Origin of the sequence: Mediterraneibacter glycyrrhizinilyticus, assembly GCF_015560805.1 — a bacterium.
Lineage (GTDB): Bacteria > Bacillota > Clostridia > Lachnospirales > Lachnospiraceae > Schaedlerella > Schaedlerella glycyrrhizinilytica_A.
Genome location: NZ_JADMSO010000001.1, coordinates 164,860 through 178,237, shown reverse-complemented (window position 1 = coordinate 178,237; position 13,378 = coordinate 164,860). Strand labels below are relative to the sequence as shown.

Genomic DNA, 13,378 nt, shown 5'->3' with positions numbered 1-13,378 from the left:
TGTTTTGCCATCACGATACCGCCTTTTCTTTCCATTTTCCTCTTTTATAGCAGACTGCCGTCATCACCGCGCCGATCAGCCATGAGATCAGAAGTGAAACAAAGATACATTCTTTTCTGCCCTGCGGGAACTGTGTGCTTCTTGTCAGATACACCAAACCGTACGCCAGCGGTACACGGATGATGATCGTCATGACCAGTGAGATCCACATCGGCGTCATCGTGTCGCCCGCGCCGCGCATCACACCGGACAGGCACTGGATCACTGCCATCGCAATGTAGCCGACCGCAAGGATGCGCATCATATTCATACTCATTTCCACCAACGCTTCCGTATTCGTGAAAATGCTCATCAGACTTCTTCCGAACAACAAGATCCCAGCCGTGATCGCCGCCGACACGCCAAGCCCCATCAGAGTTCCCTGTTTCGCGCCTTGGGTGACACGGTCATGGGCGCGCGCGCCGATGTTCTGTCCCGCATACGTTGTCATCGCCGTTCCGAATGAGAAGTTCGGAAGCATCGCAAATCCATCCACACGCATCACGATCACATTTGCCGCAATAAACTGTTCTCCAAAACTGTTGGTCAGCGACTGTACGACCAGCATCGCCATGGACATGATCGCCTGCGTCACCCCCGACGGTACGCCGAGTTTGATGATATTCATCGTATGCATTTTACTCAGACGCATGTAAGACCATTTCATATCAAATAAATCCCGCATACGCGCCAGTTTCCACAGGCAGAGGATCGCCGAGACTGCCTGTGCGATCACGGTTGCCAGCGCCACTCCCGCAACGCCCATCTTAAACTGTGCGACAAACACCAGATCCAGCACGATATTGGTCACACTTGCCACGATCAGATAGACAAGCGCGGAGATCGAATCCCCCAGTCCGCGGAGCACACCGCTCAAAATATTGTAATATGCCATTCCTGCCGCACCTAAAAATAAAATATGCAGATAAGACGTACACCAGTCCAGAATACTGTCCGGCGTCCCGAGCAGAACGAGCAGCGGACGGGACAGCATCGTCGCAACCACCATCACAAACAGGGACGCCAATCCAGTCAGCACGATACAGCTTCCGATCGTGCGGGACAGATCCTCCCGGTTTCTCGCCCCGAAATACTGGGACACCATAATGCTCGCGCCCACACTGATCCCGATAAATAATACGATCAAAAGATTTAAAATCGGTCCGGCGCTTCCGACTGCCGCAAGCGCGTTGTCTCCCACATATTTTCCAACGACCACACTGTCCACAGTGTTATATAACTGCTGTGCGATATTTCCGATCAGCATCGGAACCGTAAAAATCAGGATGTCCTCCCACGGACGCCCCACGGTCATATCGACCGGCGCAAATAATTTCTTTAACCACTCCATAATTTCCCTCTCATCTTCCAGCGTCAAACGGAGGGGAGACTCTCACGCTCCCCTCCGTCCTGCTGTTTCCACCTGTTTCATTGCTATTTTTTCATTCGTATTTTTTCACCGCTATTTTTCTACCGATATTTTTCCATCAGCATTTTTTCATCAGACGTACATAAAATTCCACCGTTTTCACCAATGTACTGACCGGAACACGTTCGTTGTTTCCGTGGATCATACCGCGCTCTTCCTTGGAGAGCTTCATCGCGGAAAATTTATATACCCGATCCGTGATCCGGCAGTAATGCCACGAATCGCTGCACGCCATCATCAGATACGGCGAGACAAGCGCTTCTTTCCATGTGTCCGCAACCGCCTGACAGAGTGTCTCCCACTCCGGGCAGGATGTGTCTGATTCGATGGACGGATTTCTTCCCTCATATACAGATACTTCGATCTTCGGATTGTGGATCACTTTTTCCAGATAATCCCGCGCCGATTCTACGGTATCATTTCCGATCAGCCGCAGGTTCATTCCGACGGAAGCTTTCGGCGGGATCACGTTGAATGCCTTTCCGCCCTCCATTTTTGTGACCGCACAGGTTGTACGGAGCATCGCGTTCAGTTCTCCGCCCGCTTTTTTGCAGACTTTATCGAACAAGCCCTCAAAACACCAGAGATTTGCAAACAAGATCTTATACAGGAATGTCGAGTGCCGCCCCAATGTGTCCAGCATCTCCCGCACCGGTTTTGTCATCTGTCTTGGGAACGGATGCTTCTCCACATCGGTCACAGCCTGCGCCAGTTCTCCCACGATCGTATGTACCGGAGGCATCGACGCATGTCCGCCGCCGCTCTTTGCGTGAAATTCAATATTGGTCAGACCTTTTTCCGCAATACCGATCAGCGCGCATTCCCGATCCACGCCCGGGAATACATTGTCCACAACGGCTCCGCCCTCGTCGACGACCATTGCCGGATGGATCCCTTTTTCTTCAAACCAGTCCACGATCGCCGGACAGCTCTCGCCGTTGACTTCTTCCTGACCGGAAAATGCAAAGTAAATATCATGCTCCGGTACGAAGCCCTCCGAGATCAGTTTCTCTGCCGCTTCCATGATTCCGCACAGCGTTCCTTTCGTGTCCAGCGTTCCTCTTCCCCAAAGCACGCCGTCTTCCACGATCCCGTCAAATGCCGGTTTCTCCCACTGGCTTTCTTCCACCGGAACAACATCGTAATGAGACATCAGCACGATCGGATCTCCCTCGTGTTTTCCTCTCCAGCAATACAGAATCCCGTTCACACCATGAAAGGTGCGTTCACACGTCTCATGGATTTTCGGATACATCTCCGGAAGCAATTCTCTGAACTTTAAAAACTCCCTTTTGTCGATCAGAGAATCATCATTGTAAGAAATCGTCTTACACCGGATCATCTCCTGCATATCTTTCACGATCTTCTCTTCATTTAATTCGACGGTTTCCTGAGAACGTTCCCGTTCCGGCTTCGGCGTAAACATCGCCGCGCGGATCAAAAGTACCGCCAGAAAGATCAGCACTGCCGCCCCTATGATCATAAAAACTGTTGTCATACTATCCCAACTTCCTTTCTGTCACATTTTATAATTTTCCTTTTTTATAAAGTACACGCGCAGAGCCGATCGCGATCAATGCTCCTACCGGAACAAGCACGCCGACAGAACCGGACAGTGACGGTACAAGTAAAAATAATACGACCATAAATACAAGCGGCGCAATCGCAATCTTCCAATTTTTGCTCACATAGACAACCGCAAGTCCGCCGAACAGCGCCGGCAGTATATTGTCGAATGCCGGTTTGATCGCCGGATTTTCCAAAAGCGGAGTCAGCGGCACGAGAAGCGCCACGCCAAGTGCGATCACCGCAGTCGTCACGATCGAAGATGTCGCCACCGCGATCGTCGAGATCACTTCGCCCTCATCCGTTCCCGGTTTCGTTCCTGCATTTTCCATCGCAGTCAGCGCCGCCGGAACTTTTAAGTTCGTCAGGTTGCCGGTGACAAACGCCAGATAAGAGCTTGCCGTTCCAAGCATCGGTACAAACGTCAGTACTTCGATCAGACCCACCGTCCAGAAGATCGGCGCCACCCCGAGAAGTCCTTGAAGAACCGGTTTCCATCCCGGCCATGCCCCATAATAGATACAGGTGATGATCGGGTAAGAAAAGATCATGCCAAGCGCGCTTAAGATCCAGATTCTTCCATATATATGTGTCATTTCCTCATAGCTTCTTTTCTTCATTGTCCTCGCCTCCTATCCGATCATCGGTGTGATCACTACCGCAAATACCATCGCTCCAAGCATACTGATCGGCAATGCATAATTTTCCAGCCACTTCATGTTGCATTTCTTGATCAAAATACCGCAGATTCCCATCAACAATGCGGAGAACAATAAAACAAAGATCGGGATCCATCCTTTCAGACCGGAACGGATATCAGAGAACACCATTCCTAAAAATGCGGAGATCATACCGAGGAACATCGCCGTCATCAGGATGTCGCCCCACTTACCGTCCTTATTCTTGATCTTCATCAGACCGCCCTGGATCTTCTTGATAAACAGCGGAACCCACAACAGTCCCGGAAAGATCCCCAGTGTCATAACCCACGCGATCGCCGTGTACACCTGCGGATCGGTAATTGTCTCCGAAAGGGAGATCCCAAGCGCATTCGCCGTGGACGTCGCCGCCGGAAGCTCATAGGTGATCGCGCCGATGACGCTCAGACGCAGCCACGGAAGCGGCAGCCCAAGAAACTTCGATAATGTGATCACGCCCAACAGGATCGAAACCGCCGGCGCGATCGTAAAGATCGCCGTGGAGACCATTGTGCGGCGCATCTGCGCCGTATCGATCCCCAGCTCTTTTCCGCGCCGGTACGCGCGGATCAGGAAAAACAATGACTGTGCGATCACAAACACGATGATCGCCCCCGCCAAAATAAACAATATAGATGCATTTGGATGAAACTTCATGCCCCTCTTCTCCTATTTTTACCCTCATTTGTATTTATATAATGTAAGCGCCATGTACACGGACGCCGTCCTTACCGCAGATTTTCCAATACAGATGTTCCGATCGTCCCCTCCGGCATTTCCACCTCAAAATTGTCCGCGATCGTCGCTCCAACTCTCGCAAACGTCTCTCCGTCTTCCAGTTTTCCGGATTCTTTCATCGACGGAGAATACAGCAAAAACGGCACTTGCTCTCTCGTGTGATCGGTTCCCATATGGGTCGGGTCATTGCCATGATCCGCTGTGATGATCAGAAGATCGTCTTCCCGCAGTTTTTCCATCAGAATGCCTAGCTTTTCATCGAATTTCTCCAATTCATGAGCATAACCTGCCACATTCCGGCGATGTCCCCACAGTGCGTCAAAATCTACCAGATTTGTAAAACAAAGTCCGGTAAACTCCCGATCCGCGATCTCGATCGTCTGCTCCATTCCATGCACAGAACTCTTGGATTTGTTAGACTCGGTCAAGCCCTCCCCATCAAAGATATCAAAAATCTTTCCCACGGAGATCACATCATATCCCGCGTCTTTCAGCGCATTCAACGCAGTTCTTCCATACGGTTTCAGCGCATAGTCATGCCGGTTGCTCGTACGTTTGAACTCACCTTTTTTTCGTCCCACATACGGACGCGCGATCACCCGTCCGACTTTCCATTCATCTTTCAGCGTGATCTCCCGCGCGATCTCACAGCATCGATATAACTCGTCAAGTCCGAACGTCTCCTCATTTCCACAGATCTGCAGCACAGAATCCGCCGATGTATAGACGATCATATGTCCCGTTGCGATCTCCTCCTCCGCAAGTTCGTCTAAGATCTCTGTCCCGCTTGCGCTCTTATTTCCGATGATCACATGTCCGGTTCTCCTTGACAATTCCTCGATCAGTTCCGGCGGAAATCCGTGCTCGGAAAATGTCTTGAACGGCTTTGTGATATGAAGCCCCATCATCTCCCAATGTCCGGTCATCGTATCTTTTCCGGTACTCGCCTCTCGCAGATTCGCGTAATAACCAAGCGGTCTCACCATCGGCTCCACCTGTTTCAGCGGATGAAGATTGGCGATTCCCAGCTTCTGCAGATTCGGTATATGAAATTCTTCCATGTTCTCGGAAATATGTCCCAGTGTATCCGCGCCCTCATCTCCGTATTCAGCCGCGTCCGGCAATGCTCCTGCGCCCAAAGAATCTATCACGATCGTAAATATTCTCTTATATTTTTTCATTCCGGCTCCTCTCTTTTTCTGTCTCTTTTCGCCTCTGTTTTTGCGTCTCTTTCTGCATTATACCCCCCTTTCCTTGTCTCACGCAAGAGTCAAAAAAAGAAAAAGACACACGTCAATTCCGTGTGCCTCTTTATACGATCATCGAATCTCTTGATCCCCTCAAAAAATCATTTACCAGATATTCATAACATGCTGCAGTCCCAACGACACCAATGTAATCCCGATCCAGCAGGACAATCCCATCAAAATTGGTTTCGCACCGCTTTTGATCAGTTTTACTACATCTGTCTGAAGACCGATCGCTCCCATCGCCATCACGATAAAGAACTTGGACAGATCTTTCATCGGAAGAAATACTTCTGCCGGAACGCCTGCAGCCACTGCCACCGTTGTGATCACGCTTGCTCCGATAAAAAACAGGATGAAGAACGGAAAGACCTGACGCAGCGATATCTTCCCGCCGTTTTCCGACTCCGCTTTTCTCGCCCTCCGAACTGCCAATACAAGTGTGATCGGGATGATCGCCAGCGTTCTTGTCAGTTTTACCGTCACCGCCTTGTCCAACGTCTGTGTTCCAAGATGGTAAATACTGTCCCATGTCGACGCAGCGGCGGTCACGGACGACGTATCGTTCACCGCTGTTCCCGCAAAAATCCCGAACGCCTCTCCCGAAGTCGTAGAAAATCCGATCGCCGCTCCCAGCGCCGGAAACGTCAATGCCGCCAGAATATTAAACAGAAAGATCACTGAGATTGCCTGCGCCACTTCTTCTTCATCCGCATCGATGACCGGAGCGGTTGCCGCAATTGCCGAACCGCCGCAGATCGAAGATCCCACACCGACCAGTGTGGATATGTTTCCCGGAATATCCAATGCCCGATGCAAAATGTAGGCGATCACAAGTGAAGTTGTGATCGTACAGATTATAATAGGAAGAGACTGCTTTCCGGTCTGCATCACGACTTCCAGATTCATCCCGAATCCCAAGAGCACAACCGCATACTGCAAAATCTTTTTAGACGTAAATTTGATTCCGGCTCCAAACGGTTCATATCGTTTCACTAGCGGCGCCAGGATCATTCCCGCGAGGATCGCAAACACAGGTCCTCCGATGACCGGAAACTGACCGCCCAGCAAACTAGCCGGCACAGCCAGCCCGATACATAATAAAATACCTTTCCAATTTTCCTTGATAAACTTCATCCTCATTCTCCTTTTATCCTCTGATCGATTTACTGATTGTTTTACCGATCGATCTGCTGATTTTCATCACTGTTTTATCTGTTGCTTTATCTGCTATTTTATCTGCTGTGCCGCATGGACTGCAGCGATTGTTCCGTCCGCGACCGCGGTCGCCACCTGACGTACTTCTTTCACCCGGATGTCTCCCGCCGCATAGACACCCCTGATTTTCGTTTCCATATGTTCGTCCGCCGGTATAAATCCATCCTGCAATTCCAGCGCCTGATACAGTTCTGTATTTGGAACTGTTCCTGCATAAACAAAAATGCCGCATCCTGGATCCTCGATCATTTCGATCGCGCCTGTCTTTTCATCCGAAATCTCCAGTGATTCCACTTGATCCACTCCGTAAACTGCATGGAGTCTCGATCTCAGCCGAAGTTCTATGTTAGGCATCCGGCTGACTTTCTCCTGAAATTCCGCAATACAGCCTAATTTTTCTTCAAAATGTATGATCGTCACTTTAGAAGCGTATTTTGCCAGATACAATGCTTCTTTCACCGCACCGTCAGCGCCGCCCACCACATAAACATGGCGTCCCTGATATGCATCTTTATCCCGTGCCGCATTCATCGCCATTCCTTTTCCTGTCAATTCCGTTTCTCCCGGAATACCGAGACGGCGCGGCGACGTTCCATTTGCAAGGATCACTTTCTTCCCCTGCACCAGCCCACAGTCGGTATAAATGAGTTTGATCTCCCCTTGTAGTTCTACCCCTTTCACTTCCGCATACATGATATCCACACCGGTATTCTCCAATTGGCGGTTCAGCCGTGCGGCAAATGTCTCTCCGGTTTCCGCTTCCATGACCGCCGCATAATGCGTCACAGTCGATACCTTTCCGATCAAACCGCCCACTCTGTTTTTCTCGATCACAAGTGTATTTTTCCCTCTGCTCGCCGCATAAACTGCCGCGCTGACTCCTGCCGGACCTGCCCCGATAATTACGATATCATACATATTCTTCTCCTCCTGCCTGATCTGACTTCCGCTTACGCTTCCTATCATTCATTTTCTCTTGTTCTTCTTTACTATAATCCAGGTTTATCATTTTGTAAAATTATAATAATTGATAGAATCATAAATATTTGTTATGATAAAACCAAAACAAACCGGAGGTGACCACTATGTTAGATTTTCGTGCCGAAACGTTTCTTGCCGTCTGCAAATATATGAATTTCACACACGCGGCAGATGCGCTGAACCTTACCCAGCCGGCGGTTTCCCAACATATCAAATATTTGGAAAACCGTTATCATGCACCTTTATTTCTGAGGGAAAATAAAAAGCTGACGCTGACCCCGGCAGGAGAAATCCTGCGTTCAGCGCTTGAGACTATGAGAAATGATGAGACAACGATCGAAGAACGGATGAAAGAAAGTCTTTCCGCCAAAAAAGTTCTGACCTTCGGCGTCACAATGACGATCGGCGAATATGCCATCGTTCCTGCACTTTCAAAATTTGTGAAGCTGCATCCGGATACGGATTTTCATATCCGCTATGGAAATACGCAAACCCTGCTTTCCGCTCTCCATGAGGGAACGATCGATTTCGCGATCGTGGAGGGATATTTTCAGAAGGAAATGTATGAAACCCGGGTATATCGTACCGAAGAATATATTGCCGTCGCTTCCGGCAACCATCATTTTACAAAGTCGGTTCGCACACTTTCCGATCTGACAAGCGAACGGCTCCTCGTGCGCGAACCCGGCTCCGGTACCCGCGCCGTCCTCGCAAAAACACTGGCGCTGAAAAATATGTCGATCCGGGATTTTGCCCATATTATTGAAGTGGAAAATATCCATACGATCGTTTCTCTCCTGCGCCACGACTGCGGCATTGCATTTCTTTATAAAGCCGCAGTGGAAGAAGAGATCCGATCCGGTGTGCTGCGGCAGATTCCGCTTTCCGATTTTATGGTAAAACATGATTTCACATTTCTTTGGAATAAAAATAGTATTTTTTCAAAAGAATATGAGGAGATTTTTGAAGAATTGAAATGAAATCACCTTTTTATACCATTTCCTCAAACGCCACGATCCGAATCCCGTACTGCTGTGCTGCTTCCTCTCGTTTCTCTTTCGGATTGGTTCCCCACAATCTCCCTAGCTTTCCAAATAAGAACGGAAGCGTCCGGTAGATTTCCGAACGATACAGATACTGCCTGCTCTTCCGGAGTAAATTCTTCCCACAATTGCCATAGCATGCTTTGACTCCCTCTCTGTCTCTAATTTTAATTTACTAATTTATAAATTACTAATTCTAAACTTAGTAATTTTATAATTAGTTTAATATATGACAGCAAAAAGAAAAGAGGTCGTCGATTCATTAACCGATACCCCTCTCTTATGCCATAAATACAAGCGATATTCTATAAATTAAGTTTATTCTCTAAAGTCATATTCTCCCTGCTTTCAACCTATAAATTTCCGCGCCCGCCCCCAACGCCTCATCAAAGAACCTTGTTTTCCAGATAACATTCCAGCAAATATGACGGATTTTCATAATACATACTACTGTTATAATCATCGATTTTTTCACTGATAAAAGAATTATAAATCTTCATCAGCGCATCGATCACATCGATCTTTTCATATTCGGATACACTTTTTATCAGCCGTTTATACACTTTCCCAATATCCCAATGAGATGGTATCGCATATCCACACATTTTCACGTTGTCAAATGTGCCGTCTTTCATTCCAGACTCGCAAATGAAATCATCACTGACACGTTCTATACTATCACAGTGATATACGTCCGCCAGATCATAAATTTTTCTGATCCGCTCTACCCCCAATGTGTTTACAACGTCTGCTCTTTTATTCTTTGTTTTCCTCGCAATATAATCGATCAAACTGCATGTAAAAAATAAATCGTTGTCTCTCGCAGTTTCCCGTCCTTTTTGCTCACTCATCACAAAACCTCCTCAAATCAAACCGGATTCTGCCATCGCTTCCCTCTTCCCGGACGGCAAAACCCAGTTTGAAAATCCCCTACGCTTCCAGATCGATCACATCCACCGGACAGCCATCTCTGGCTTCTTTTGCCTGTGCTTCCGTCTCGTCTGTCACATCGGCATAAGCAACGGCGAGGTCATTCTCATCAAATCGGAACACCTCCGGGCAGGTTGCCACACAGGCTCCGCAGGAAATACAGCCTTCGTTCACTCTTGCTTTCATTGCAACTCCTCCTTCTTCGGAAATGCTTTGCATTTCCTCTGTTCTCTTCCGAGAGTCTGCCCCGACTTTCCATTTTTTATACATGTTTCCAAACCACACATCTTCCGGATTTACCGAAAGCACATACCGCATCTTGCCAAGCAGACGCATCCGCTCTTTTTCGTCATTCTTCGGTCCTTCCTCCGTTTTTATTCCGTAACGGTCGAACAAATACACTTCCTGCCGCAGTTTTCTCCGATACGCGCGGCTCACCTGCGCTTTTTCGTTGACAACGATCCCGGTCACACTCTGCGCGTTCCCTCTGCCAAGCACGCGCGTCTTCTTTCGATTCAGTTCAAATCCATATACTTGCAGAAATCCTCTGACTTTTCGGATCACTTCTTCCGGCGCAAACGCTCCGGAGAAAGTCAGATCATCACAGTATCTTGTATATCGTATCTCCCGTTCTCTGCACCATTCCCCCATATGCACATCAAACGGGCGCATGACCAGATTGGACACGGTCGGGGAAGTCGGCGCACCCTGCGGAAGCCGGTCTCTCACACAACAGAACTCTGTCAGCATTTTCCGGATCGCCGGAGGAAAATGTGTTCCCGGAAATGCATTTTGATAGACCAGAATCCATGTGATCTGATCGAAAAAATCCTGAATATCCAGTTTTAATACCAACTTTGCTCCGACATGCGGACGTGCATTATCCACGATCGAGGTTCCTTTTTTATATGCACAGGCGAATTCCGAAATCTGAAATTCTTCCAACACATGATGCAGAAGATTCCGTTGGATCGTCCTAAGAAGCGCATCCGGCACGAGTAATTTTCTCCTGCCGCCGCTTTTCTTCGAAATCACCACCGGATGATAATGCGTCTCGATCTGATTACTTACTGTATACAGACACGGAAGATATGCTTCCTCCGGCACATCCAGTCCCTTGAGAAGATCAAACGTGCGCAGGGTTCTCCCGATTTCTTCCGTTGTACAATATTTCCAAAAATCCTGCCCTGCCAAACGCACACCTCCACACTTGCCTTGAGAACAGCACTTTCCGATTGCCTCCTGGCTGTTTCAAAACCATTTTATACCCAAAGCGAACACTTTTAAACCAGTATTGAAAGTGTTCGCTTTGGGTATAAAAAATATTTCAAAAGTTTTTCCAATAACACTTCCTCGTGAAATCATCTTATCACAGGGACAATACAATAAGGAGATTCTGTAAGCCGGTTCCGATGCACCATAGGCGCAAGCCGATCCAGCACACGCAGTGTGCAGTAGTGCCTCGGAAACGGCGTCAGTTTCCTGCATTCGGTTAGAAGTTCCGGGCGGCGTCTCGCCGCCCGCCCACAAAATACTTACGGCGGCTCCTTACAGAGCCGCCGCAAAAATCAATGGATATGCTATTGTCCCTGTCATTTCATCATAGCACAGCCGCCGTGATTTTGACAGTCTTATATACATAAATTATAAGCGTAGAAATTGTCAACAGTTCAGTCCGCGCCATTCGTAAAACCGCACTCCGTGCTTCTTGCGGCTCTCGCCGCCGTTTTACTCATAAGCGGGCGCTCAACTCATAGGTCATCCTGCTCGAAAAATCATGCAAGCATGATTTTCTCTCTCGTTCAGCCCTATGACTGAACTGTTGTCATAAATTACATTACAAAGAATGTACAGGTTCCCGGAGCAAGTTCCACTTCTCCTGCTGCCTGCTCTGCTCCCTCCAGTGACGGAAGTGCGTTGCCCTCGCCCAGTACGAGCGGTCTTCCGTTCAGAGTCATAACCGTTGCGCGCATATTTCCGTTTTCACCTGCCAGTGTATAACGCACTGCGTTTTTCGGAAGTTCCACGGTTGTTGTCTCTGTAAATGAGTTGTTGATCACAAGATATACAACGCCGTCTTTTCCGTCTTTGCGGGAATGTGCGAAGACATGTGCGCCTTCTCTGATTTCTTCTTTTGTATCAAAAACAGTCGTTCCCATCAGACGGTTCCACAGAAGTACTGCGAAATAGTTCGGGCGCGGATCGAAAACTTCTCTTGCTAAAAATCCATAGTCGGAAGAAGCCAATGTATTGTGGAAGATCACACCGTTTGTAACCGTAGCAAATCCACCCAGCTCATTTAGCGTGCGGAATACATCAAGGTAAGTAGACGCCCAGGTGTCTCCGCCGCCGCCTGCATCTCCGGATTCTGTCACCCACATTTCTCCGCCCGGAACATATTTATCTCGAAGCGGTACATATGTATGAGCGAAATTCAGCGCTGTTTCCAGATAAGCTTCGGAGTTTGCTTCTTCTGCGGACCAGTGTGCATTCGGCATTACGGATGCAAGACGCTCGGATACTCCATTATAGTAATGGTAGCTGAATACATCCAATGGCTCTGTTGTTCCGTCCAAAAGATCTGAACAGTTACAGGTTTCTGCCGCAAGCTGCTCGATTCCGCCTACTCCAGCATCTTCCGAATCACCTTTTCCAAATTTGATATTGTCTCCACCTGTTGTACTTGGTCCTACGCACAAACATTCCGGATAATTTTCACGAAGCCACTTAAAGAACAAATCCTGATCTCTGCGATAATGTGCCGGCGTATATCCTTTCGGGAATCCGGTTTCTTCCATCATATTCGGCTCGTTTGCAAACTCCGCCGCATCGATCGGCACGCCGTATTCTTTACTCAGTGAGAAGAGTTTCTCTGCCTCAGATGGGTTCCACGGCTCTTCTGCCGTATGAAGCCCCGGACAGTTTGCAACAGATACGATCAATTTCGCGCCGATCTCTTTTACAAAATCAAGCACACCGATCCACTGCTCTTTTGTCAGCACGTTCAGATATCCCTCCGGAACCTGTCCGTTCATTTTTCCGTCAAAATCATAATAAGTCTTTGTCGCCCATGTTCCGGAAACACGAACCCATACCGGTCCCAGTTCTTTTGCCAGACTGCGCAGTTTTTCATTGTACAGATCGATCGGAGCGTAGATCTGCATCAGATCTTTATACATTGCCGCAATCCCCTCTGTTGTCGGCTCCACATAAAATTCTTCCGTTCCTGCTACCTGTTCCGGTGTGTAAGCTTTCCAGAATGTTCCTCCTGTTACTTCCGCAAACTCCACATTGTAGGACATCATCATCGGATTGATCTCGCGAAGCGCTTTTAATCCGTCCGGATCCAGTTTTACAAATTCACCCATGTTCTTATCTCCTTTTCTCTTTCCGCATGCCTTTCCCATGCTTTTTATCTTTTTAAAATGTGCGCGCCCCTGCTTTTTCTTCTTTTGGCGCACGCACATCTTTCAACTCTTTCAAGCACAT

Annotated in this window: 12 protein-coding genes and 1 pseudogene; 1 reads left to right on the top strand and 12 read right to left on the bottom strand. The window is 48.3% G+C overall.

All coding sequences use genetic code 11. The annotated features are described in order from the left end of the window. Positions 1-10 precede the first annotated feature (10 nt). The 7 genes from I2H87_RS00835 to I2H87_RS00805 all read right to left on the bottom strand — a co-directional run bounded on the left by I2H87_RS00835 (position 11) and on the right by I2H87_RS00805 (position 7,853). Positions 11-1,390 (bottom strand): MATE family efflux transporter, encoded by a 1,380-nt coding sequence (locus I2H87_RS00835; RefSeq protein WP_195609098.1) that lies wholly within the window; start codon positions 1,388-1,390, stop codon positions 11-13. 136 nt (positions 1,391-1,526) lie between these two features. Continuing rightward, on the bottom strand, positions 1,527-2,966 hold the full coding sequence (locus I2H87_RS00830) for a M20 family peptidase (protein ID WP_009267353.1): 1,440 nt from the start codon (positions 2,964-2,966) through the stop codon (positions 1,527-1,529). Between the two features lie 28 nt (positions 2,967-2,994). After that, entirely contained in the window at positions 2,995-3,654 is a 660-nt protein-coding gene (locus tag I2H87_RS00825) for a membrane protein (RefSeq protein ID WP_009267354.1), read from the bottom strand. 12 nt (positions 3,655-3,666) lie between these two features. Then, positions 3,667-4,389 carry a DUF5058 family protein gene (locus I2H87_RS00820; RefSeq protein ID WP_022151580.1) on the bottom strand — a complete coding sequence of 241 codons (723 nt, stop codon included), beginning with the start codon at positions 4,387-4,389 and terminating at the stop codon, positions 3,667-3,669. A 71-nt stretch (positions 4,390-4,460) separates the two neighbouring features. Continuing rightward, positions 4,461-5,651: a phosphopentomutase gene (locus I2H87_RS00815; protein ID WP_195609097.1), complete on the bottom strand. Its 1,191-nt coding sequence runs from the start codon at positions 5,649-5,651 to the stop codon at positions 4,461-4,463. 171 nt (positions 5,652-5,822) lie between these two features. Next, entirely contained in the window at positions 5,823-6,854 is a 1,032-nt protein-coding gene (locus I2H87_RS00810; protein WP_195609096.1) for a YeiH family protein, read from the bottom strand. A 93-nt stretch (positions 6,855-6,947) separates the two neighbouring features. Continuing rightward, the gene (locus tag I2H87_RS00805; protein WP_195609215.1) at positions 6,948-7,853 is read right to left on the bottom strand and encodes an NAD(P)/FAD-dependent oxidoreductase; all 906 of its coding nucleotides are present in this window, start codon (positions 7,851-7,853) and stop codon (positions 6,948-6,950) included. A 167-nt stretch (positions 7,854-8,020) separates the two neighbouring features. On the opposite strand from I2H87_RS00805, the gene I2H87_RS00800 reads away from it, so the two are divergent. Beyond that, positions 8,021-8,896 (top strand): LysR family transcriptional regulator, encoded by an 876-nt coding sequence (locus tag I2H87_RS00800; protein WP_195609095.1) that lies wholly within the window; start codon positions 8,021-8,023, stop codon positions 8,894-8,896. Positions 8,897-8,919: 23 nt separating this feature from the next. Here the strand turns inward: I2H87_RS00800 and I2H87_RS00795 are convergent, their stop codons facing one another. The 5 genes and pseudogenes from I2H87_RS00795 to I2H87_RS00780 all read right to left on the bottom strand — a co-directional run bounded on the left by I2H87_RS00795 (position 8,920) and on the right by I2H87_RS00780 (position 13,257). Beyond that, entirely contained in the window at positions 8,920-9,099 is a 180-nt protein-coding gene (locus tag I2H87_RS00795; RefSeq protein ID WP_009267360.1) for a hypothetical protein, read from the bottom strand. A gap of 246 nt (positions 9,100-9,345) precedes the next feature. After that, complete coding sequence (locus I2H87_RS00790; RefSeq protein WP_009267361.1) at positions 9,346-9,810, bottom strand: hypothetical protein; 465 nt, start codon at positions 9,808-9,810, stop codon at positions 9,346-9,348. A gap of 79 nt (positions 9,811-9,889) precedes the next feature. Further along, the gene (locus I2H87_RS14055) at positions 9,890-10,075 is read right to left on the bottom strand and encodes a ferredoxin (protein ID WP_227183019.1); all 186 of its coding nucleotides are present in this window, start codon (positions 10,073-10,075) and stop codon (positions 9,890-9,892) included. A 318-nt stretch (positions 10,076-10,393) separates the two neighbouring features. Further along, a pseudogene (locus I2H87_RS14050) lies at positions 10,394-10,924 on the bottom strand (reverse transcriptase family protein); the annotation flags it as partial. Between the two features lie 797 nt (positions 10,925-11,721). Then, the gene (locus I2H87_RS00780; protein WP_195609093.1) at positions 11,722-13,257 is read right to left on the bottom strand and encodes a beta-glucuronidase; all 1,536 of its coding nucleotides are present in this window, start codon (positions 13,255-13,257) and stop codon (positions 11,722-11,724) included. Between the last annotated feature and the right edge of the window lie 121 nt (positions 13,258-13,378).

Excerpts from the sequence above, each read along its gene's own strand:
- I2H87_RS00835 (WP_195609098.1), bottom strand. The coding sequence starts at position 1,390 with ATGGAGTGGTTAAAGAAATTATTTGCGCCGGTCGATATGACCGTGGGG.
- I2H87_RS00830 (WP_009267353.1), bottom strand. The coding sequence starts at position 2,966 with ATGACAACAGTTTTTATGATCATAGGGGCGGCAGTGCTGATCTTTCTG.
- I2H87_RS00825 (WP_009267354.1), bottom strand. The coding sequence starts at position 3,654 with ATGAAGAAAAGAAGCTATGAGGAAATGACACATATATATGGAAGAATC.
- I2H87_RS00820 (WP_022151580.1), bottom strand. The coding sequence starts at position 4,389 with ATGAAGTTTCATCCAAATGCATCTATATTGTTTATTTTGGCGGGGGCG.
- I2H87_RS00815 (WP_195609097.1), bottom strand. The coding sequence starts at position 5,651 with ATGAAAAAATATAAGAGAATATTTACGATCGTGATAGATTCTTTGGGC.
- I2H87_RS00810 (WP_195609096.1), bottom strand. The coding sequence starts at position 6,854 with ATGAAGTTTATCAAGGAAAATTGGAAAGGTATTTTATTATGTATCGGG.
- I2H87_RS00805 (WP_195609215.1), bottom strand. The coding sequence starts at position 7,853 with ATGTATGATATCGTAATTATCGGGGCAGGTCCGGCAGGAGTCAGCGCG.
- I2H87_RS00800 (WP_195609095.1), top strand. The coding sequence starts at position 8,021 with ATGTTAGATTTTCGTGCCGAAACGTTTCTTGCCGTCTGCAAATATATG.
- I2H87_RS00795 (WP_009267360.1), bottom strand. The coding sequence starts at position 9,099 with ATGCTATGGCAATTGTGGGAAGAATTTACTCCGGAAGAGCAGGCAGTA.
- I2H87_RS00790 (WP_009267361.1), bottom strand. The coding sequence starts at position 9,810 with ATGAGTGAGCAAAAAGGACGGGAAACTGCGAGAGACAACGATTTATTT.
- I2H87_RS14055 (WP_227183019.1), bottom strand. The coding sequence starts at position 10,075 with ATGAAAGCAAGAGTGAACGAAGGCTGTATTTCCTGCGGAGCCTGTGTG.
- I2H87_RS00780 (WP_195609093.1), bottom strand. The coding sequence starts at position 13,257 with ATGGGTGAATTTGTAAAACTGGATCCGGACGGATTAAAAGCGCTTCGC.